This window comes from Bradyrhizobium tropiciagri (assembly GCF_018130545.1).
GTDB lineage: Bacteria > Pseudomonadota > Alphaproteobacteria > Rhizobiales > Xanthobacteraceae > Bradyrhizobium > Bradyrhizobium tropiciagri_A.
Genome location: NZ_JAFCKF010000004.1, coordinates 88,588 through 110,479, shown reverse-complemented (window position 1 = coordinate 110,479; position 21,892 = coordinate 88,588). Strand labels below are relative to the sequence as shown.

Below are 21,892 nucleotides of genomic sequence, written 5' to 3'. Positions count from 1 at the left end.
CCGAATTTAGTTTCAATCAGGACGTTTCGGCGGGCAAGCCTATGGCTGCGGGTGCGAGGTTTTTTCACCTCGTAGGGAGCGCAAGCCAGACCAAGAAAACTAGGGCAGCACCTACCGCCTGAGCCGTTCAGCAGGCGAAGAGCCAATGTTAGTCGCGTCCGGCGTAGCGTTCGGGGGCGCGAGCTCGGCCGTTCTGGGCCAGCTGCCCCGGGTGATTGGCGTTGTTCGTACGGCGATCGGCTGCGGCACGATTGCGGGTGCGCACGGCATCGCACTTCCAGTCGTGGCCGGCGATCCCGTTTGCCAAGGCGACGTCATCGAGATCGCAGCCGGCGGACGGGTTGAAATCCGCCTGGTCGATGGCAGGGTGCTCAACCTGCCGGCAGGCACCCGGATGGAGTTGGGCAATTCCGCGCAGGACTCCGGCAGCCGTTCGCAGCGGAGCCTGATTGCCAAGGCCGGAAGCATCTTCCGCTGGATCGGCAGCCGGCTGGCCGGGTCAGACGTGCTGACCGCGGACGCGCCCGTTGCCACCGTCAGGGCCAGCGGCCTCGGCCTGCTGTCGTTCGCCGCGCTGACCTTCTCGCTCCTGAAGGACGCCCAGGCCGCGGAGCCCAACGTCACCTTCCTTGACGACGACGACATCACCTACAAGGACATGCACCACGGCGTGTTCGAGCTGGTGACCAAGGAGGCGAACCCCCGGCATATCGTCGTCGACGACCCCGGAGTCACGGTCATCCTGACCACAAGAGGGTCGTCGGTGAGCGTGAGCCAGGTCTCGAACAGCCCCGCCCACATGGAGGATTTGCGCAACGCGCAACAGGAGACACTTGCCGGTTACGCGAAGGGAGTGTGGGCAAAGGGATCCGGCGCGCCAGCTTACGATGGGGTGCCGCTGCTGCAGCCGATCAATTATACCGAGCCGGATCCGTCACTGGTGCCATACCAGCTCGGGCCGCTGCCCGGGCTCGTGCTCCCCTACGTCCTCATCTACAACCCGCCGCCACAGCTGCTCCAGCTGACCTTCGGCGCGCCGCCTCCGCTGACGTTGAATGAGAGGCATCTGACAGCGACGGCGCTGGACGACCACATCGCCGGCTCGTCCCCGAACGCCGCGCTGACGACGACGTCAGGCAGCTTCGGGATAATGTTCGCCAGCACGGAGGACGCGGCGGGCGCGACGGTCGGCTACACGCTGACGATCACCGGTGGCAACGGCGCAGCGTCCGGGGTGATCGACTCGCACACCGGACTGGCCGACGTTCTGGTTCTGAACGGCAACACCATTGAAGGCCGCGTCGGCACGACTGACGGGACGATGGCCTTCACCATTGTGCTCGATCCAGCGACGGGATTTGTGACGTTCACCGAGTACCGGGCGGCGACACTGCCGCCTGGCAGCGGCACGAGCGACAGCGATGAGGTGCCGCTTGCAGCCGGGGTCATATTCCTGGTTGCGACCGTGGAGAAGAACGGCCTGTTCCAGTATCTGGCCCTCGATCTCGGCACCAAGTTAGTCGTCATCGAGGATGACCCGAGCATCAGCACAAACGGAATCGGCCCTCCATTGACGCTGAGCGAGACGCATCTGACGGCGACGGTACTGGACGACAACATCGCCGGCTCCGCGCCGAACGCGGCGCTGACGACGACGTCGGCCGACTTCTCGACCGCATTCACCCCGATTCAAGGCGCGGATGGCGCGACGGTCAGCTATGCGCTTGCGATCGCCGGCGGCGATGGCACGGCGTCGGGCCTGATCGACTCGCACACCGGCCTCGCCGACGTGCTGATTCTGAACGGCAACACGATCGAAGGCCATGTCGGCACGACCGACGGCACACTGGCGTTCACGATTGTGGTCGACCCGGCCACCGGCTTCGTGACCTTTACCGAGTACCGGGCGGTCCAGCAGCCGTTCGGCACCGATCCGGACAGCGGCGAAGCCGTGACTCTGACGGGTGGAATCGTCAGCTTGATTGCAACCATCACGGACCAGGACGGCGACTTCCAGAGTGCGAGCCTCGATCTCGGCATCAGATTGAGCATCAGCGACGACGGTCCGACGATCAAAGCCAATGGCGCCACGCCATCGCTGACGCTGAGCGAGAGCCACCTGACGGCAACGCCGCTGGACGACAACATTCCGGGCTCGGCCCCGGATGCGAGCCTGACGACGACGTCAACCGATTTCTCGACCGCATTCAGCTCGGTCCAGGGCGCGGATGGCGCGACAATCCGCTATGCGCTGACGATCGCCGGCGGCAACGGCACCGCGTCAGGCCTGGTCGACGCCCACACCGGCCTTGCCGATGTATTGGTTCTGAACGGCAATACCATCGAAGGCCATGTCGGGACGACCGCAGGCACCCTGGCATTCAGCATCGCGCTTGACCCATTTACGGGGCAGGTGACCTTCACGGAGTACCGTGCCGTGAAGCAACTGGCCGACGCAGAGGCCAGTGCGTTGAGCGCCGGAGTTGTCCGACTGATTGCCACCATTACGGACAACGACGGAGACTATGAGAGCGCCAGCCTTGATCTCGGCAAGCAACTCTCGATCACCGGCGATCACCCGAGCATCGGCACCAATGGCACCTCCCCCGCTCTGACGCTGAGCGAGACGCATCTGACGGCGACGGCGTTTGACGACAACATCGCCGGCTCGGCCCCGAATTTGGCACTGACGACGACCTCCGCCAACTTCTCGACGGCCTTCACCTCGATTCAAGGCGCGAATGGCGCGACGATCGGCTACGTGCTGACGATCGCCGGCGGCAACGGTACTACTTCGGGCCTGACCGACTCACATACCGGTCTCGCCGACGTGCTGATCTTGAACGGCAACACCGTGGAAGGACACGTCGGAGGGATTGGCGGCGCGCTGGCGTTCACCATCACGGTTAATCCGGCGACCGGACAGGTGACCTTCGCCGAGTATCGGGCGGTGAAACAGCCGCTCGGCACCAGCCCGGACACCGGCGAAGGCATAACGCTGGGCGCCGGACTTGTGAACCTGGTTGCGACCATCACCGACAACGACGGCAACGTTCAGGGCGCGAGCCTGGACCTTGGCAAGCAACTCACGATCACGGACGACGGTCCGAGCATCAAGACCTCGGGCACGACACCATCCCTGACACTGAGCGAAACGCATCTGACGGCGACGACGCTTGACGACAACATCGCAGGCTCGGCGCCGAATCTGGCATTGACGACGACGTCGGCCGATTTCTCGACGGCGTTCAGCTCGGTTCAGGGCGCGGATGGCGCGACGATCGGCTACGCGCTGAAGATCGCAGGCGGCAACGGCACCGCGTCAGGCCTGGTCGATTCGCATACCGGCCTCGCCGATCTGCTGATTCAAAACGGCAACACGATCGAGGGCCATGTCGGCTCGGCCACCGGCACGCTGGCGTTCACGATCATGGTTGATCCAACTACCGGGCGCATCACCTTCACCGAGTACCGGGCGGTGATACAGCCGCTCGGCACCGACCCGGATACGGGCGAAGGCGTGACGCTCGGCGGCGGTATCGTCGGCCTTGTGGCGACGATCACCGACAACGATGGCGACTTTCAGACCGCGAGCATCGATCTCGGCAAGCAACTGACCATCACTGACGATGGCCCAAGCATCAAGATGAGCGGGACCACGCCATCGCTGTCGCTGAGCGAATCGCACCTGACGCCAACGGCGCTCGACGACAATATCGCGGGTTCGGATCCGAATGCGCTGCTGACGACGACGTCGGCCGATTTCTCGACGGCGTTCAGCTCGGTTCAGGGCGCGGATGGCGCGACGATCGGCTACGCGCTGAAAATCGCCGGCGGCAACGAGACCGCGTCGGGCCTGATCGACTCGCATACCGGCCTCGCCGATCTCTTGGTTCAAAACGGCAACACGATCGAAGGCCATGTCGGCTCGACCACCGGCACGCTGGCATTCACCATCACGATTGACCCGGCGACCGGGCTCGTCACCTTCACCGAGTACAGGGCCGTGATACAGCCGCTCGGCACCAGCCCGGACACCGGCGAAGGCGTGACGCTGGGCGCCGGGATCGTGAGCCTGATCGCGACCATCACCGACAAGGACGGCGACTTCCAGAGCGCGAGCCTCGACCTTGGCCGGCAACTGACCATCACCGACGACGGCCCGAGCATCAAGACGAGCGGCATCACGCCATCGCTGTCGCTGAGCGAGTCACATCTGACCGCAACGGCGCTGGACGACAATATCGCCGGCTCGGCGCCAGACGCATCGTTGACGACGACGTCCGCCGACTTCTCAACGGCGTTCACTTCGATTCAAGGCGCGGATGGCGCATCCATCGGCTACGCGCTGACCATCACCGGCGGTAACGGGGCCCTCTCCGGCTTGATCGACTCGCACACCGGCCTTGCCGACGTGCTGGTTCTGAACGGCGACACGATCGAAGGACATGTCGGCTCGACCACCGGTACGCTGGCGTTCTCGATCGAAGTTGACCCGGCGACGGGGCTCGTGACCTTCACCGAATATCGCGCGGTGATGCAACCGCTTGGGACCAATCCCGATACCGGCGAAACCGTCGCGCTGAACGCCGGAACAGTCAATCTGGTTGCAACCATCACCGACAAGGACGGCGACTTCCAGAGCGCGAGCTTCGATCTCGGCAAGCAACTGACGATCGCGGATGACGGCCCGTCCATTAGCGGCTTCCCGGAGACCACGATCGCAGCTCAGGACAATCAGGTCGCGAGCGGCACTTACCACGTCAATTTCGGCGCGGATGGCGATGCCGGGATGTCCGTTGCGGTCCACGACGGCGCAGTCGGCACCACCGGCTACAATCTGGCGACGTCAAGCCTCGGCGGCGGCATAACCTCCGTGCATGTCACCGGAAATGGTGATGACTACAGTTTTTACTATTCGACCCATGCGACCAGCGGCGGCGTCGAAATGGACGCCTATCTCGCCGATTCCGGCGGTACGCTGGCCGATCCGTACTTCACGCTGCTGATCAATCCCGACGGGACCTATTCCTTCAATCTCGAGAGCGTCGATGTGCTGAAGCAGGTGACCGTGGCCGGCTCCACATTCGGCGCCTCGGGCGGCGGTACGCCGTCACTGACGGCTCCGGACGGCGAACTCGTCATCACGGGATCCGACAACACCGGTCATCCGCTCGACGTCAAGGCGTCGAACAACGGCATCGCGGTCGGCGATACCGGGCTGAGCATGGATCCCACCGAGCAGTTGAATCTCTCGTTTTCGGAAGAGCAGCCGCAGGTCAGCTTCATCCTGACCCAGTGGCAGGGTAACGGCGCGGCAGGCGTGGTCTTCAAGATTCTGGATGGCACCGCCGATGTTCACGACTTCAGCATCGACGTCCCAAAGCCGCAGGGCGGCACCACCAACGTCTTGGTGCAGGAAACGTCGGATGCTTCGCTGATCAACACCGCGGCTTTCGACAGCGCGTCATCCACCTACACGCTCTATGTGGGGAAGGAGTTCAATCAGGTCCAGGTCGACTACGATCACATCGCAAGCGGCAATGCCACCTTCACGGTCAACAACATCACCTATAACGAGAAGACGACCATCCCGAGCACCGATCTCCTGTTCGACGTGCTCGCCACCGACAAGGACGGCGATTCGGCCTCGACCAGCCTTCAGGTCGATCTTCAGGGCGCCACGACCGGGGCGGCGACTGCGATGGGCGGCGCTTCCCTGTTCGACCAGGTAACGCACATACAGCACGATCTGATCTTGTAAGGGCCCTGAAGCCTGGTGAGGGTCCCGGCCCGCGTCGAATGTTGACGCGGGCCGGGACTGGTTCTCACCTCAGTGCCAGCCCTCGCCGGCCTTCAGTGCCGCCGAGAGGCTGCGCGTCGGGCGCGTCACCAGCGGCTCCAGATCGAAGCGCTTCTCGAGCATCTTGAGGATCGACGTGGTGTCGAAGTCCTCATGCGCGACGCCCGACTTGTTGAAGCGCTTGGCGATCAGCAGCGCCGGGATGCGGGTACCCGGGCCCCACTGGTCCGCAGCCCTGGCTTCGGCGCCATGACGGTTGTGCGGCGGCGGCGGAACGTGGTCCCACTGGCCACCGAACTCGTCATAGGTGATGACGATCAGCGTGTCCTTGCCGTCAGGCCCCTCGACGATCGCCTTGACGAGATCGACGAGATGCTGGCTGCCTTCGGACTCGCTGGTGTAGCCAGGATGCTCGTTCTCCTCGCCGATCGGCTTGATGAAGCTGACTTGCTTCAGCCGGCCGTTCCTGGCCGCCTGGATGAACTCCGCTTCGTCCTTCAGGTGGTCCCTGCGGGCCTGCGTTCCCGGCGCGTAGTTGGCGAAGTAGTTGAGCGCCTGGTGGTGGTACTGGAAGTCCACGTCGGCGCAGTTCGGAAACACCGCGGTGGAGACATGGTTCGGATCGGTGCAGGTCGTGCCGCTGCCATTGGTCCAGCCGGAGGCGCCGACGTCACCATTGGCGTTCGACCAGCCGCCCGAGTACCACGCCCAATCAACGTGCTTGGCCGACAGCCGATCGCCGATATTCGGCGTATGCAGCGGCGGCAGGCGCTTGATGTCCGGGGTACCCGGGGAATAGGGCTGGTAGGTCGGCTGCGTGGTGTTGACCGCGTAGTCGCCGCAGGCGAGGCCAGCCGGCAGACCGGCCTGGCTGCACTTGGCGGTCAGCGGCGCATCCTTCACGGTCGAGACCGGCGTGTAGAGCGGCGTGCTGGTCGGCATGCCGTTGGCGTCGACGATCGAATGGAAATCGTTGGCGCTGCCGTCGTTCAAGGCACCGACGAACTGCGGCGCCGCGGCCGCCACCAGGAACTGATGGTTGAGGAACGAACCGCCAAACGCACCCTGGAAGAAGCTGTCGGCGATGACGTAGTTCGGCGCGCCATGGCCGTGAAGATAGGTATAGATCGGCAGCTTCTTGGTGTCGTAGTAGCCCATCACCAAGCCCGCTGCATCGCTGCCGGTCATGTAGCGGTTCTGCCGGCCGCCATTGAGTTGATACTGCTCGCTATAGAAGCGATGCACGATGTCCTCGGTGCAGCCGCCGGGCGCGCCGGTGCCGTTGAGGAAGCCGTGCGCCGCGAAGGCGCCGAGCGGCTTCGGACAGGTGGTCGCCGAGGTCGGGATGAAGTCGTTGATCTCGAACGGCTTGTTCTTGAAGGCGCTGAGGATCGCGACAGAGCCGGTGTTGTCGGTGCAGGTGGTCGGCTGCGGCGACGGCGAGGTCAGGTTGACGTCGTTCTGCAGCAGACAGGCATAGACGGTCTGATTGTCCTGCCGGACCTGCAACGTATGAGCCTGATCAGCGTCGGAGGTGCCGTTGATCCGGTCGCGGCCGACATCGCCCCAGTGCCCGTAGAGGTTATCGAAGCTGTGGTTTTCCTGGTAGATGACGACGATGTGCTTGTACTGATGCACACCTTCATGGCCGCGGTCGCGCAGGTCACGCAATTCGTCCCGCACCTCGTGCTTGAACTCATCAACGATCTTCTCGACCAAATTCTCGGCGTTTGCCACCGGCGAGATGGCAACGGCGCCAGCAACAACTGCGAGCGCCGGAATGGCTCCCCAAAGCCGCATAGTGCTCTCCTGATTTCAGAAAGAAATAGAAATGGAGTTACACGCTATGCAAAACACATTTCGCCGGGATGACTGTTTTTCGACGCGCGCACAAACGCATCATAGGAGCGCTTTCGCGCCGCTGAAGTTTTGGCCGGATGAGATGTGCAGATCGGTTTCTGCTTCGTTGCCGTCATCAAACCGCAATCAACAGTCGTCTATCCAATCAGACGGTCATTGATCCTGCCGACAGGAAACTGTCACATGCGTGACATCTTCCGACGCACGGCAGCGCATATGCATTGTGACGGAGGCATTTTCTCGCAATGGCTTGGGATATACTGGCGCTCGACTTCGGAAGAGGTCGTGACACATCCGCTGGTCGCGCGAGACCCGCACGGATCGTATTGCTGGCACTCGTCGTTGCCCTTCTTCCGTTGCGTGCGACGGCATTCCCGCTCGGCGGCGACCAGACCGTGCTGCCGGCCGGCACCGAGTTTTCCGAGGAGGCGCTGGCGCGGCCGCGCGAGCTCTTCCATTCGGAAGCGATGGGCGGGCGAAAATCCTATCTGGTCAATCTCGGCGATCTCGCGTTCAACTCGCCGTCCATCCTGGGCGGCAAGGCGCGTCAGGCCGAGATGAGCTGCGGCACTTGCCACGTCAACGGCGCATCGAACCCCAAGCTGTTCGTTCCGGGCGCATCCTCCCGCCCGGGCACGTTCGACACCACGAGCCTGATCTTCAATGCGAGGACATTCAACAGCATCCTTGACCCGGTCAGAATTCCGAGCTTGCGGGGCGCCCGTTACCTCGCCCCCTACGGACATGACGGGCGCATCACCTCGCTGCGCGACTTCGTATATAATGTCATCGTCAATGAATTTTCGGGCCCGAAGCCGAGCGACCAGGTTCTCGACGGCCTTGTCGCCTACATCAACGACATCGATTTCCTGCCCAATCCGAAGCTTGCGCCCGGCGGCAGGCTCGGCACCCAAGCCAGCGTCGAGGAACGTCGCGGCGAGCAGTTGTTCTTCAAACCGTTCCCGAAGCAGGCCGAGCTGAGCTGCGCCGGTTGTCATGGTCCGGCAGGGACCTTCAACGATCAGTTCCGTCACGACGTCGGCTCCGGCGGACTGGTCAAGACCCCCACTTTGCTCAACGCCAATTTCAATGCCCCCTATTTCCACGACGGCCGCTACGACAGTTACGAGCAGGTGGTCGAGCATTTCGATCGGGTGTTCGACCTCGACCTGTCGGCCCAGGACACGCAGGACCTGGTGGCCTATCTGAATGCGGTCGGCGACGGCGAACGCCCCTTCGACAAGGACGGCGTCGTGCTCCGGATGAAGGAAGTGCTCGAACTCTCGAGCGTGCTCGAGGTCGCGATCGCGGCCGCCGATACCACGGTGGTGTCACTGGCCGTGACCGGGGTCGGCGCCGAGCTGCGCGAACTGACCGAACACATCCCCGACATCAGGAACATGACGGTCGGCGGCAAGGACGAGCGGCTGGCGGCGCGCGCGATCCTCAAGGATCTCGTCCTCACCCTGCGCCGCATCGATCTCGAAGTAGCGGCCGGCCATATCGACGAAGCGATGGCCGAATATCGCAAGTTCGCCCAGCTGGTGAATTTCGACGTTCCCGTCGCCCTGAAAAAGGCCGAGCCCTGGTCGCTGTTCAACAGCAACGTGCATCAGTCGCACTACACCGCACTCGGCCGGATGCTCCCGGTGACGAGCCGGCAATCGCAGTAGCCCAGCGCTTGCTCACTGCGAGGCCGGCGGCGCAACCCACACATCGCTCTGTTGGATCCTGCGGATCAGCGCCTGCGGATCGAACTTGCGCAGACCCGCCGGAACTTCGAAGGCCAGCGCGGGCTGCGGCTCGTCACGGATGTGGTCGGCGGCGATCACGGTCCCATCCGCGGTCCTGATCTGCACCGGGAACCGGCGCGTGCGGTCGATCCAGCCGACAAAGCCGGCTCCGGTTGGCGCCGTGATTCGATAGATCTCCGTGTCTCGGCCCGCGATTGCTTCCGCGCCGTCGCGCTCGCAATGCCACGTGGCAAGGTCGACCGGTGCGGATAGCTGCGCGATCGCCTGCCATTGCCGGCAGGGATCATCCGGATCGACCGCAACGAACATCCCCGTCAACGGGCTGGACTGCCTCGCGTCCATGAAAACATGTGCGCCGGGACGGACGAAAACCGCCGCCGGCTTGGCTGTATCGATCAGGAAGAAGCCGTCCGGCAGCGCGCTGGTCTCGATTCGCACTTTTCCATCCGAGACCCGCAAAGCTCCCACGATGGTTGCCGCATCGCCTTTCCTTGCAACGAGGTCGGCGGAAAACTGCTGCGCCACGACCTGCGTCGGAGCATTCGTCAACATAGCAATCGCAAGCAGGCCGGCTGCCGCTCTCGTCTTCTCGTGACGCTTCATCAGACGTTTCCGGTCGATCAGGTGGTCGATGGGCTGAACATGACGGCGCCGACCGAACCATCGGTTCGATCGGCGCCGGTCTCAGTTTGGGTCAGGATCTCGTCCCGAACCCCCGATCACTCGGTGTAGGACAACGTGACCGGCTTGCTGAAGTCGAACGCGTCGAACAGGTCAGACAGTGCCGGGCTGTTGGTCGGGACGTACTCGTTGTTCTTCGCGTAGCTCGGGTTCGGCAAGTTGTCGCGACTGCGGTTCGTGAGTGGCTGGAGAGCCCAGTTGCGCTCGATGAACTTCAGCAGCGAAACATGGTCGGCGTAGTTGTGGTTGACCTTGCCGCCGGTCGAATAGGGCGACAGGATCAGGGTCGGGATGCGCGGTCCGTCGCCGAAGAAGTCGATCGACTGCGTGTAGCCCGAGTCCCAGTAGCCGCCGGCCTCATCCCAGGTGATGAACACAGCGGTTTCAGCCTTCAGCTCCGGATTGTTATCCAGCGCGTTCAGCACGTTCAGGACATAGGCCTCGAACAGGTCAACCTTCGAGCTCTGCGGATGACCGTCGAGCAGGCCGTCCGGCTTGCCGAACGACACCGCAGGCAGCGTGTTGCCCTGGATCGCCGTGATCAGATCGGCAGTGTCCTTCATGTGAGCCTGACGCACGGCCGGGTTGGCCATGATCGAGGTCGCATACTGGAACGGATTGCAGATCTGGCAGTAGGCAACGCCGAGCGCGTGCGCCGGATCGGCGACCGCAGCGGCGCTGAGGTTCGGGTTCGACGGATTGGCGGCAACCGCGGCATTGGAAAGCGCCACGGCGTCGTTGAACGCACCACCATAGAACGCCCAGGAGATGTTCTTCTCCATCAGCGCATCGCCGATCGTGCGGACCGACGACGGCGGCACGTTGTTGCCACCCGACAGCGCGCCGTTCGGCAGATAGCCCGGATTGACGTTATTGAGCATGTAGTAGTGGTTCGGCTTGCAGTTCGGCTCCGCCGCGTACGGCAGGTTGTTGAGGTAGGTAACGATCGGCTTCACGCCAGGCTGGAAGATATCAGAGCAATTGCTCCAATTGCCGTCGACCGTGTAGCGGTTGACCGAGCCCGAAGCCGGATTCGGATTGGCGATGAGGGTGGACGGCGGCGCCACCGGATTGCCCTTGCCGTCGCTCCAGAATTCCGCGTCGCCGGTGCCGAGCATGAAGTGGTTCGCGCCGGTGCCGCCGTGGAACGACTGGTGGAAGTTGTCGCTCAGAGTGAAGCGGTCGGCGAGCATCTTCAGGACCGGAGCCTGACCCTGCTGGGCGTTGTAGAAGCCCATCGAGTTGGCCATGCTCTTGTTGGACGACGAGTAGGTCGCCATCACGAACGGGAACAAATCGTTCAGGCAACCCGAATTGTTCTTCTTGGTGGCGTTGGCGGCGCTGCAATCTTCCTGCTGCCAGTCCTGATAGAAGCGATGCGTCGAGTCGCCGGTGTAGTCGTCGTCGCTGATCTGCTCGCCCTGCAGCGGGAACGGTCCGTTGAGACCGCCGGCGCCGGGAACGCGGGTATCGAGCACACCGGCCGCCAGGCCGCTGAAGCCGGTAGTGAGGATGTCGAGATCCGCCGGATCCATGTCCTTCTCGACACTGGCTTCCGCGATCGTCTTGAACGGAGCGCCGGTGTCGCTCTGCGCGGTCGGCGTGCCATTGGTGTTCGGCTGGGGCATCAAATTGGTCGCGTTGTAGGGCGACTTCGAGATCGCCGGCGCGCCGATGTAGTAGGCGGTCTGACCCGCGACCGAGTACTGCTGCGCCTGCGCGAAGTTCGGACCCGGCGTTCCGTCCTCGTTGACGATGCCCTTCGACAACAGGTTGGAGATGGTCTGCCCCTTGCCCTTCGGCTTGTACACACCGAACGTGTGATCGAGGCCGCGGTTCTCACCGATCAGAATGATGACGTGCTTGATCGGCGAAGCGGTCTTCACGCCATGATCGCCGTCACCATGATGGCCATGGTCCTCATGCTTCGCACGAATGCCCTCTTCGTGCGCCTGATGATTGTGATGCGAACGCTTGTCCCAATCACTGCGACCGCCCGGATAGTGCGCGGCATATGCGGCTGTTGCGACGAGCACCGTTGACGCGATGCAGAGCGCGGTACTGGTTCGCCAGTGCTTTTTGTAATTCAAACTCATTGTCGACCTCAGGGTGTTTTGCGGTTAGCAACGCACCCTGCTTAGTGCGGCAGTATGACGCATGATTTTCGCTTACGTGAAAGCGCGCGAGAAATTTCGAAACGTTCAAAGATTTTCTGTGGAGACATCTCCAGCCGCGCTGCGGCTTCTCCACGATTCAACATTTCAACTGATGGTCGACATTGGCTGAGCAATCCGCGCGGGTGACGCGGATCGCGAAAATACTACGAATGCAGATCAATCAGTGCACAATATGCCTGGATCGCATCACCTGGCGAAGCGCAGCATAATGCTGGTCGTGCACGTCTTGATTGAACAACGACCACGGCTCGGCGCTCGCCAAAAGCGCCGGCACCGCAGCAGCCATCAGGTTGCGATAATTCCTGAACTCGTTCGCAGCATCTGTATTGCGTCCCGCCGCAACCGCCATCTCGATTCGCCGCAGCGTCAGCACGAGCTCCTTGAGGCCGTTGCGCGCGAGCACGCGCTGCTGCTCGCCGCCGGATACGCTGGTGTTCTTGCGGTCGGGATATTGCTCGGTCAACTCGCGCAGTTCGCGCCCGATCGTATCGACCGCAAGCGCGACGATGTCCTTGTCACCGGCAGGGATCGCGGTGGCGAGCACCGACGAGAAATCATTGATCTCCTTCAGCGTAGCGCCGGCCCCGTCGCGCTCGTAAGGCTGCACGCCATCGCCAACCGCCGTGAGATAGGCGACGAGGTCACCCTTGTCCTGCGCCGTCAGCTCGAGCTGAAAGGTACGGTCGAAATAATCGACGACTTGGTTGTAATTGTCGAAGCGGCCGTCGTGAAAGTACGGCGCGTTGAAGTCGGCGTTGCGCAGCGTCGGTGTCTTGAACAGCCCGCCCGAGCCGATGTCGTGCTGCTGATGATCGACAAAGCCGGACGATGGAACATGGCACCCCGCGCAGCTCAACGCCGCATCGTGCGGGAACGGCTTTGCAAACAATGCTTCGCCACGGCGCTCCGTGTCGGTGATCTTGCCGGCCAGCCGCCCGGCGGGACCGAGGCTCGGATTGGGTAGGAAGTCGATGTCGTGGAGATAGGCCACGATCGCATCGAGCGTTGCCGGCGACGGCTCGGGACCCGCGAACTCGTTGGTGATGACATTGTGGACGAAGTCACGCAGCGAGGCGAACCGCCCATCGGCGCCGTAAGGCGCCAGATAGCGGGCGCCGCGCAGGCTCGGGATCCGCACCGGATCGAACGCCAAATTGTTGGCCTTCGGATTGAACAGGGGACCCGTGGTGTCGAACGTGCCGGGTCGGCTCGACATCTTCGGCATGAAGAACTTGGCGTTGTTCGCGCCATTGACGTGGCAGGTGCCGCAGCTCACGCCGGCCTGCCGCGCCACCTCGCCGAGCAGCCCGGGCGAATTGAATGCGAGATCGCCGAGATTGACCAGATACGACTTGGCGCCGGTCCGCTCCGACTGGAACACCTCGCGCGGCTTGTCGAGCGCATCCTCGTTCAGCTCGGTCGCAACCGGCAGCACGGTCTTGTCACCATCGACCGGAAACGCTACCGCACGCCCAAGCAGCGCAAGGGCGAAGGCACCGGAGAGCAGCGCAGCCAGACGCAGGTGAAGCGACCTCATCGCGCCTGGGCCTCAAGGGTCGGACGCTGCAGCCCGAGCTTTGCCGAGGCGATCTGCAATGCGACGACCAGCTCCTCGCTGGTCTGGCGCAGATCGGCGATATTGACATGCGGCAGATCGGGCGTCGCGACGATCGCCTCGAGCTGCTCGATCCGGTTCGTCACCATCTCATCGAGCTTGCCGTCGACGGTGTTGAGCGCGGCGGAGAAGATCATGTGGTAGGCGAAGTCGATGCCGGCGATGTTGTTGCGCATATCGTCCAGCGAGGTGCCGCTGATGCGCGACTCGCCGCCATCGGCCTTGCTCTCTCCGACCTCGTAAGCGAGCCGCACCGTGCCATCGAGCAGGCCCTGCGGCGTCAGCTTGATATCCCCAAGCTTGCCGTGAAGATCGTTGAGGTGCTCGACGAGACCGGTGGCGTCGGCGCCAACCTCGGTATTGCCGGCTCCGAACAGCTTCGCCTCGATGGCGTGGAACCCAGTGTCTGCGTTCGGCCAGGCGTCGATCTGCGCATCGAGCTCGGGCACGAAGCCTGCGGTGAACACTTCCGAGCGCTCCCAGCCGGCACGCGCCGACAGCCAGGCCTTCCTTGCGCCGGGCAGATCGGCCGCAGCGGCGCGCTCGCGCAATGCACGCGCGCCTGCCAGCGCGCTGGCGACACCCTCGATCAGATACGGCCGATAGCGCTCGGCGCCGTCCTCGAGAGCGCCCGCGTTCGCGGCGCGCACGCCTGCCGACGCTGCCAGCAAAGCCAGGCACGCCGCCACTCGCATCTTGTACATAGTCAACCCACTCATCTGCCACGAAGGGCTCGCGGCATGTAGCGGGGCGAACTATTGTCGGTATCCTATGCGGATTTGTGACAGCGCAGACTTTTTGTCGCATCTTTTCTGTTTTGTCATCGTCGATGACGATCACAATCGCAAAATCCGCGCGCGGTGATCGGGTCGATTGAAAATGAACTGTTCAACGCGCGCGCATTGTTGCAACACAGTGCCGACACGCGTCACACTTGTCCCGCCACCATGCAGATCGATCGCGAAGCTATTTATTTCATTGGATCTTACGGCGCGCTTTGCGTGCTCTGCTGTGCCGTCGCGCTGATCGATCTGCGCCACGGCATCATTCCCAATTGGCTGAACTTCGCGATCGCGGCACTCGGGCTTGCGAACGTCGTCATCACGGAAGGCACAACGGCCGCCTTCAGTGCGATGGCGATCGCGGCCCTCGTCGGTCTCCTGTTTTGGCTGTTGCAGCGACTTTACTTCGTCGTGCGGCATGTGGACGGGTTGGGACTGGGCGACGTCAAGCTTCTCGTCGCCGCGGCCATCTGGGTCGGTGCCTTGGGCATTCCAACCTTGCTGCTGATCGCGGCGCTCGCCGCGCTTGGTGTTGCCGGCATCCTGCAACTTGCAGGACGCGAAATGAAGCGCCAGACCTCAATTCCGTTCGGTCCGTTCCTTGCGCTCGGGCTGCTCGTGACGCCGGCGCTTCAGAGCTGGCTCGGACTGAGCTAGCTCGCGCGCAATCACTTCTGGCGACGCGCGGCGAGCGGCACCCTCTCCGCGCTGACCGGAACGATGCGTGCATCGCCGTTCTCTTCACCGCCGGGCTCGGGCAATGTGAGCACGGCCCCCTGCTCGTCCTTCTGCATCGTGACTTCGCGCCCCTTGATGGTGCGCAGCTTCCATCCCTGGAACTCGTCGCCGAGCTTCAGGCGCAAGGCGGTCTTGTTCGATTGATCGAGAAAGATCCCGAAGCTCTCATCGTCGCCGGCGATGGTACCGACCAGCGACAGCGGCGGCGGCTCGGCCGCAACCTTGCGCGGCGGTGGCGGCGCTGGCTTGCTGACTTCCGGCTCCGCCACCACGGCCGGCCGCGGCCGCCGCGACGGCGAGAACACCGGGCGGTCGCGCGTGTTGGACAGCGTCTTGAGCGGAATCCCCCACAGCGGATTTGGGCTGAGTGGCCGCGGCGTCGGTGCCGGCGCTGGCGCCACCCGGACCGATGTGATCGGTTCGGAGGGCGGCGGTGAACCCAGCACCGGTCCACCCAGACGGGTATCGTCGAGCATGCCGGCATCCAATGCATCGCCCGCCCGATCAGGCACGGCCGCCGGCGCGGAATAGGCCGACACCGCCAACAGCAAGATGGTCGCTGCAAAGCGTCGCATCATTTGGCTCCTCGCCATTGTCCGGACACGCCGAGCAGGACGCGCAGCTTGCCGGGATCGGCGCCCTTGGCGGCCTCGTCGGCAACGGGTTGCACGACCAGTTGGTCGATGAACAGGAACGGCATGCCGGCCTCGAGATCGTAGAGCACCTGCTGCAATTGCGCCTGTTCGATCTCGGAGCTCGCGACCATGCTGATGAAGCCGGCCTTGGCCGGCGCGTTGGGGACGTCGAGCTGCGTCGACAACACGTTGCCGCCGGCCTTGATCACCGCGCCAGACACGCGTTGCAGCAAGGTGGCGCCGGCGACGGTGACGGTTGCGCCCTCGAGATAGGCCGAGCCGGTCGGCATTGCAGGCTGGCCGGGCGCGGGGTTCGCTTTGGAGCGCCCTTCCAGCTGCTCCAGCATTCCTGCCGATGCCGCCACGTCGCTGCGCAGGCCGATGAGATCGGAGAGCGACGAGATGACGACAAACAGCAGCAGCACGAACAAGCCGAGATAGCTCGCGCTCGCGACCAATGGCGAGGTGCTGACGGCGGTCAGCGATCGGGATGCTGCACTCATGAGCCGGACCCAAAATAGGCTGAGATGTTGGCCTCGACGTGGAATCGCTCCGCCGTCTCATTGGCCGCGCGCGTCGTCGGCGCGAAGAACGTCGCGCGGGTGAATTGCGGCGACTGCTCCAGCAAGCGGATCAGCGACGGCGCGTCCTGGGTCAGTCCCACCACCTGCACCTTGTTGTTCTCGATGCGGAGTTCGGTCACATAGGTCGTGTCGGGCAGCACGCGCGAGACCGCCTCCAGGACCATGACGCTCGACGGCGTGGTCTGCTTGCGCTTGGCGAGCAGCCCAAGCCCGGACGAGTCGCCATTGGCGTCGAGGCGCAACGCGGCGCGGCGCTGCGAGATCCGGTGTTGCAGGTCCTCCTGCTCGGATTGCAGCCAGCCGCCGAGATAGACGTTCAGCAGCAGCGAGACCGCCGCGGCCGCGGCCGTCGAGATCAGCCCAATGCGCAACAGGCGCGGAACCTGAGGTCCAGCGAGCCCGCGCAACGATCTGTCGAGCAGCGTCACCTGCTGGGAGACGCCGTCGCTGCCGACCGCCGGCGCCGAGACCGCGACGGAAGCGGCGCCGAGCTGCCTCGCCATCCGGACCAGCGGATCGACCTTGGCCGCCGCAGTTGCACCGAACGCAACTTCGATGCGGTCATTGGCGATCGGCTGCGGCGCGCCCCAGCCGAACACCGCATCGGCCGCGGTCCATGGCGTCAACCGGTCGACCTGCGCGCGGATCATGCCGTCGAGAAAGCCGCCGGCCTGGCTCGGGAAATCGAGCACGCGGCTGACGATGTGATCCGAGCGCAAGCGCACCTCGATGCGGCTGCCGTCGAACGCGGTCTTCCATTCCGCCGGCAGCGCAGGCTGCGGCGCGTCATGATCGAGCCGGAACGAAACCGGCGCCGCGGGCGAACTGTCCTTCGCCGCCACGAGGCGGGCGGTGAAGCTGCCGTCGCCATTCTCGTCGAGCTCGACGCTGCGCCGGCGTATGAACCTGCCCGCTACGCCGTCGACGGACGTCGCGACCGCGGCAATCCATTGCTCGAACCAATGCCGTGCTTCGGCAAGTATCGCCATCAACCTCTCCCCCGCGGCAGAGCCAGAACGCGCGGTTCGACATCGTTCTGCCAGGACAACACACGATAGGGCTCGGTCTTGTCGCCGAGTGCAATCACCGCCTCAGAATTGGTGCGGTGACCGTTGCGGAATCGGATCGACACGGCGATCCGGTAGCAAGGGCTTTGCGCGGTCGACGCCGCGGTTTGCGGGCTCGGCGCCTGCGATCCGGCGGAAAGGCCGCCGTTCGGCGAGGGAGCACTCGCCCCAAGAGCAGACGAGCCGAGCGCAGCCGAGCCGAAGCCGTCCTGCTGCTTCCCCGATGCTTTATCCACGGCGAGCGCGAGTTCCGGCGCGGCGATGGTCGGATCGACATCCGGCCCGCCGTTGAACACCGTCACGAACGGCAGCACGCGATCGACAAAGGCTTCGGGGATGCCGGCGACCAGTGCCAGTTCATTGACGTGAGTGAACAGCCCCTGCCGCGGCGCGTAGCCCAGTGCATTGTAGCGCGCGGCCTCCACGTTCTCGCTGCCCGGCGTGGGCCGCGTTCGCCAGCCGACGATCCGATCGGCATATTCGCTGGCGGCGTCCTTCCGAGCGCCGAGCACGACGAACAGCCCGGTCAGCATCTCCTTCGACGCGTAATTCAGATCAAGCCGGCCGGCTTCCGACGTGAAGCTCACGTTGACGCTGGCGTCGTCGAGGCCGAAATGAAACGCGCCGTATTGCGGCCGCGTCTTGTCGTCGGTCAACGTCAGCTGATAGGCGGTGAGCTCGAGCCCGGTCGACACCAGCGCCTCGGTCTGCAACGAGATGTCGCTCGCCGCCAGCGCGCGCGCCGAGGCGGCCAGATAGGCCGAGAAGATGATCGCGAGCGACGACAGCGCCAGCAGGATCCAGAGCACCGCGACGATGACGAAGCCGCGGTCGGCCGGCGATCGGCCGCGATTGCCGGACGTGCCCATCACGTCTTCCCCTGATCGGTGGCAACGGCATCGGAGCTGGGCTTGTCGCCGCAATTGCCGTCAGGCTTGGTGCAGTCGCTCGGAATCTGGACGTGAAGCGGCGCGATGGTCGACACCGACAGAACGCGCTGGCTCGCCGCGTCGCGCACAGTCAATCGGATCATCGCCGGCAGCTTCTCGGCATCCCTCCACGCGCTCTTCCAGGCCCGGTCAGGACCGGCATAGGCAAAGGACAGCCGATACGGCGCGCGCAGCAGCACGACCGGGCTGCCCAGATGCACCTGCTCCGACAGCGACACGCCATCGGCCAGCGGCGTGAAGCGCGTCTGGGTGCGAACCGTGACGAACTCGCCGCGTTCCCTGACCTCGCCGAGGCGCACCACGTCGAGGCCCGGCCCGGCGTTCGGCCCCACCGACGTCCGCACGAACGTCACGGACAGTTCCGACCCGTCGAACAGCGGCTTGTGGGTATCGCGGTTGGCCGCGACGAACTCCGCCGCAGCAAGGTCGGCGCCGATCCGTTCCAGCGCGATCCCGATCAATTCGCTGCGCTGGATGCGGTCGAGGCCCCTGTTCCAGCTCGGCAGCCATTGCGCCGTGATGCTGGCGAGCGCGGACAGCAACAGCCCCATCAACGCCAGCGCGACGATCATCTCGATCAGCGTGAAGCCGCGCTCGCCGGGGCGTTGTGCCGTGCTTGCCCGGGTCATTCCGAAGACCTCGGCATCAGGCGCACGGTGCGGATGTCGGACAACGCGCCGCCCGGCGATTTGACGCGAATCCGCACCAGCTCTGGAGCCCAGGGCACATTGCCCTCGGGCACCGTCCAGTCGCCACCGAGCGGACTGACCTCGATGGTCCAGCGATAGCCCTCCGCCTGCCCGGTCGACGTACCCGATTGCAATTCGGCGCGAGGCGGAATGCCGACCGTCATCAATGTGCGCACCGCCTGCATCAGCGCGACGTGCTGCTCCATCGCCCGCACGCCGCGCGTCTTGACGCCCATCACGGCGCCGATCGCAACGATCGAGACAGCAACCAGCGCCAGTGCCACCAGCACTTCGATGATGGTGAACCCCGCATCCGTGCGGTTAGTTGGCGGCGACGTCGCGAGCAACGATTTCAACCCTTCCGGTGAGCCAGTTGACGCGGACCTCATAGCCCGCATCGAGCCGCGTCAGCGCGATGGAGCCGCCGCAGGAACCGCCATTGGCGAAGAAGCGAATGGTCGACAGCGCCGCGCGGCGCTGACAGCTCTGCGGCAGCACCGCGTCGAACCGCACGTCATCGGGGATCCGCACCGTCATGCGCGACGCGCCGGAGTGGATCACCCGGCTCGGCGCATCGACCAGCGTCGCAACGCTGGTGCTGCGCTCGATGGCGGCATTGCGGTCGGCCTTCAGCAGCGTTGCGGTCTGCAGCGCATAGGCTTGCAACCGCGACCGCGAGGTCTGATGCGGAATGAACGGCAGCAGCACGGCCGCCAGCAGCGCGATGATGGCGAGCACGCACACCATCTCGAGCAGGGTAAAGCCACGCTGCGTCGCGTCATTCATGCTTGCCGTGCATCCTTATCCGTCATTGCTGGTCGTTGTTGGAGGCTGTGGTCTTCTCGAGCGAGATATCGGCCGAGGTGCCGCTGCCGCCCTCCTGCCCGTCAGAGCCATAAGAGACGATGTCGTAAGGCCCGTGCTCGCCCGGCGAGCGATAGAGATAGGCGTGGTTCCAGGGATCATTGGGAACGTTGCCGCCTTTCAGATAGGGCCCATTCCATGCGGCGACGCCCGGGGTGCGCCGGACCAGCGCGGCCAGTCCCTCCGCGGTGGACGGGAAACGTCCGGCGTCGAGATAGAACAGGTCGAGCGCGCTGGAGAAGCTCTGCAATTGAATCCGTGCGGTCTTGACCTTGGATTCGCTGAGATAGTTGAGCACGCGCGGTCCGATCAGCCCCATGATGAGGCCGATGATCGCGATCACCACCAGCATCTCGACCAGGGTGAAGCCCGCCTCGCCCGAACGCCTTGGCGCTTGCGATGGGGTGCGATCCCGTCCCGCTCGCGTGGAGAATGCCTCGATGATGCTATTGCGCGCTATCATGACCGATGACCTCTGCTCTAACCGACTAGCTGTGTGACCGAGAGCAGCGCCGTCATGACCGACACGATCAATCCACCGACCACGGTGCTGATCGTGATGATCGCCAGCGGACCGACGATGCCGACGACCCGGTCCAGGCTGCGCTGCAATTTTGCTTCGTAGAATTCCGCGACTCGCCCGGCCAGCACCGGCAGCTGGCCGGTCTCTTCGCCGAGCCGCAGCATGCGGACTGCCATCGGCGGCAGGCTGTCCGCCATGGCGAGCGCCTCCGACAATTTTCCGCCATGGCGGACGCGGTCGGCGGCGGCGGTCCAGTTCGCCTCGCTCCCGGTTACCGCCATGATGTCGACCAGGATGCGCAATGCGGCCGTAAGGTTGACGCCGCTGCCAAGCAGGACGCCGAGATTGCGGCAGAACAGGCTGGCACGGTAGAATTGGAAAGCGCTGCTGATGCCGGGTACCCGCGAAATTCCACTGACCAGCGCGGCGCGCACCCGCGCCTGCCGCAGCAGCCACCAGGCAAGCGCGATCGTCGCCGCACTGATCAGGCTTGCCGCCGTGGCATTGGCGCGCAGGAAGTCCGACACCGCGATGAAGCTCGCAAGCGCGGTATCCGACTTGCCGCCGAAATCGCCGAGCACGGTCGAGAATTGCGGCAGCACGAACAGCAGGAAGAACAGCATCACGCCCGATGCCGCGACCAGCACGAAGGCCGGATACTGCATCGCGTCGGTGAGCTTGCGCCGCATCTGCTCGGAGCGCGCGCGTTCGGTCCCCAGCATCTCCAGCACGGAATCCAGTGTGCCGGAGATTTCGCCGACCCGGACCAGGGCGATATACATCGGCTGGAACAGGGTCGGATGATCCGCCACCGCATCGGCAAAGCTCTCGCCGGTGAGCAGGGCGGCGCGGATTTTCGCCACCACCGGACGCATCCGGCCGACGTCGGCATCGCCGGACAACAGCTCCAGCGCATCGTCGAGACGCGCGCCGGCTTTCAGCAACAGCGCGAGATCGCGCGTGAAGGTCGTGACCTCGGCGGCACTCGGTCCGCCGAACAGGCTACGGCCGCCTGCTGCGCTGGACGCGCGCTTGTCCTCGGTGGTTTCGATCGGCAGCAGCTTGAGATATTCGATCCGCCGCGCCACCTCGGCCGCGGTCGGGGCGGAGATCGTGCCGTTCACGATCTCGCCGCCTTGAGTCAAAGCGCGGTAGCGATAATTCGGCACG

Annotated in this window: 17 protein-coding genes; 3 read left to right on the top strand and 14 right to left on the bottom strand. The window is 64.2% G+C overall.

What is annotated here, in order from left to right; genetic code table 11:
- Nucleotides 1-145: 145 nt before the first annotated feature.
- Nucleotides 146-5,764 carry a DUF5801 repeats-in-toxin domain-containing protein gene (locus JQ616_RS18160; protein ID WP_212016561.1) on the top strand — a complete coding sequence of 1,873 codons (5,619 nt, stop codon included), beginning with the start codon at nt 146-148 and terminating at the stop codon, nt 5,762-5,764.
- A 69-nt stretch (nt 5,765-5,833) separates the two neighbouring features.
- Here JQ616_RS18160 and JQ616_RS18155 read toward each other — a convergent pair whose 3' ends face one another.
- Entirely contained in the window at nt 5,834-7,603 is a 1,770-nt protein-coding gene (locus tag JQ616_RS18155) for an alkaline phosphatase family protein (protein WP_212016559.1), read from the bottom strand.
- A gap of 386 nt (nt 7,604-7,989) precedes the next feature.
- Between JQ616_RS18155 and JQ616_RS18150 the strand changes: the two genes are divergently transcribed.
- Nucleotides 7,990-9,336: a cytochrome c peroxidase gene (locus JQ616_RS18150; protein WP_249136966.1), complete on the top strand. Its 1,347-nt coding sequence runs from the start codon at nt 7,990-7,992 to the stop codon at nt 9,334-9,336.
- Nucleotides 9,337-9,348: 12 nt separating this feature from the next.
- Here JQ616_RS18150 and JQ616_RS18145 read toward each other — a convergent pair whose 3' ends face one another.
- The 4 genes from JQ616_RS18145 to JQ616_RS18130 all read right to left on the bottom strand — a co-directional run bounded on the left by JQ616_RS18145 (nt 9,349) and on the right by JQ616_RS18130 (nt 14,594).
- Nucleotides 9,349-10,020: a hypothetical protein gene (locus tag JQ616_RS18145; protein WP_249136964.1), complete on the bottom strand. Its 672-nt coding sequence runs from the start codon at nt 10,018-10,020 to the stop codon at nt 9,349-9,351.
- A gap of 116 nt (nt 10,021-10,136) precedes the next feature.
- On the bottom strand, nt 10,137-12,194 hold the full coding sequence (locus JQ616_RS18140; protein WP_249136962.1) for a phospholipase C: 2,058 nt from the start codon (nt 12,192-12,194) through the stop codon (nt 10,137-10,139).
- Nucleotides 12,195-12,435: 241 nt separating this feature from the next.
- Nucleotides 12,436-13,812, bottom strand: a complete 1,377-nt coding sequence (locus JQ616_RS18135; protein WP_212016555.1) for a cytochrome c peroxidase — start codon at nt 13,810-13,812, stop codon at nt 12,436-12,438.
- A complete protein-coding gene (locus JQ616_RS18130; protein WP_212016553.1) occupies nt 13,809-14,594 on the bottom strand; it encodes an EfeM/EfeO family lipoprotein in 786 nt (261 codons plus the stop codon). Before JQ616_RS18130 ends, JQ616_RS18135 begins: the two co-directional genes overlap by 4 nt.
- Before the next feature lie 297 nt (nt 14,595-14,891).
- On the opposite strand from JQ616_RS18130, the gene JQ616_RS18125 reads away from it, so the two are divergent.
- Nucleotides 14,892-15,329: an A24 family peptidase gene (locus JQ616_RS18125; protein WP_349630018.1), complete on the top strand. Its 438-nt coding sequence runs from the start codon at nt 14,892-14,894 to the stop codon at nt 15,327-15,329.
- Between the two features lie 11 nt (nt 15,330-15,340).
- Here the strand turns inward: JQ616_RS18125 and JQ616_RS18120 are convergent, their stop codons facing one another.
- The 9 genes from JQ616_RS18120 to JQ616_RS18080 are packed head-to-tail and all read right to left on the bottom strand — an operon-like array spanning nt 15,341 to nt 21,891.
- Nucleotides 15,341-15,985, bottom strand: coding sequence for a hypothetical protein (locus JQ616_RS18120; RefSeq protein ID WP_249136961.1), 645 nt, complete (start codon nt 15,983-15,985; stop codon nt 15,341-15,343).
- Nucleotides 15,985-16,548, bottom strand: coding sequence for a type II secretion system protein GspM (gspM, locus tag JQ616_RS18115; protein ID WP_249136959.1), 564 nt, complete (start codon nt 16,546-16,548; stop codon nt 15,985-15,987). The genes JQ616_RS18120 and gspM overlap by 1 nt, the downstream gene beginning before the upstream one ends.
- Nucleotides 16,545-17,618 (bottom strand): PilN domain-containing protein, encoded by a 1,074-nt coding sequence (locus JQ616_RS18110; RefSeq protein ID WP_212016547.1) that lies wholly within the window; start codon nt 17,616-17,618, stop codon nt 16,545-16,547. Before JQ616_RS18110 ends, gspM begins: the two co-directional genes overlap by 4 nt.
- Nucleotides 17,618-18,565 carry a general secretion pathway protein GspK gene (locus JQ616_RS18105; RefSeq protein WP_212016545.1) on the bottom strand — a complete coding sequence of 316 codons (948 nt, stop codon included), beginning with the start codon at nt 18,563-18,565 and terminating at the stop codon, nt 17,618-17,620. The genes JQ616_RS18110 and JQ616_RS18105 overlap by 1 nt, the downstream gene beginning before the upstream one ends.
- Nucleotides 18,565-19,275, bottom strand: a complete 711-nt coding sequence (locus JQ616_RS18100; protein WP_212016543.1) for a PulJ/GspJ family protein — start codon at nt 19,273-19,275, stop codon at nt 18,565-18,567. Before JQ616_RS18100 ends, JQ616_RS18105 begins: the two co-directional genes overlap by 1 nt.
- Nucleotides 19,272-19,691 carry a prepilin-type N-terminal cleavage/methylation domain-containing protein gene (locus JQ616_RS18095; RefSeq protein WP_249136958.1) on the bottom strand — a complete coding sequence of 140 codons (420 nt, stop codon included), beginning with the start codon at nt 19,689-19,691 and terminating at the stop codon, nt 19,272-19,274. Before JQ616_RS18095 ends, JQ616_RS18100 begins: the two co-directional genes overlap by 4 nt.
- The gene (locus JQ616_RS18090; protein ID WP_212016541.1) at nt 19,657-20,121 is read right to left on the bottom strand and encodes a type II secretion system protein; all 465 of its coding nucleotides are present in this window, start codon (nt 20,119-20,121) and stop codon (nt 19,657-19,659) included. The genes JQ616_RS18095 and JQ616_RS18090 overlap by 35 nt, the downstream gene beginning before the upstream one ends.
- 22 nt (nt 20,122-20,143) lie before the next feature.
- Nucleotides 20,144-20,662, bottom strand: a complete 519-nt coding sequence (gene gspG, locus JQ616_RS18085) for a type II secretion system major pseudopilin GspG (RefSeq protein WP_212016539.1) — start codon at nt 20,660-20,662, stop codon at nt 20,144-20,146.
- Between the two features lie 17 nt (nt 20,663-20,679).
- Nucleotides 20,680-21,891 carry a type II secretion system F family protein gene (locus JQ616_RS18080; RefSeq protein WP_212016537.1) on the bottom strand — a complete coding sequence of 404 codons (1,212 nt, stop codon included), beginning with the start codon at nt 21,889-21,891 and terminating at the stop codon, nt 20,680-20,682.
- Nucleotide 21,892: the final 1 nt, after the last annotated feature.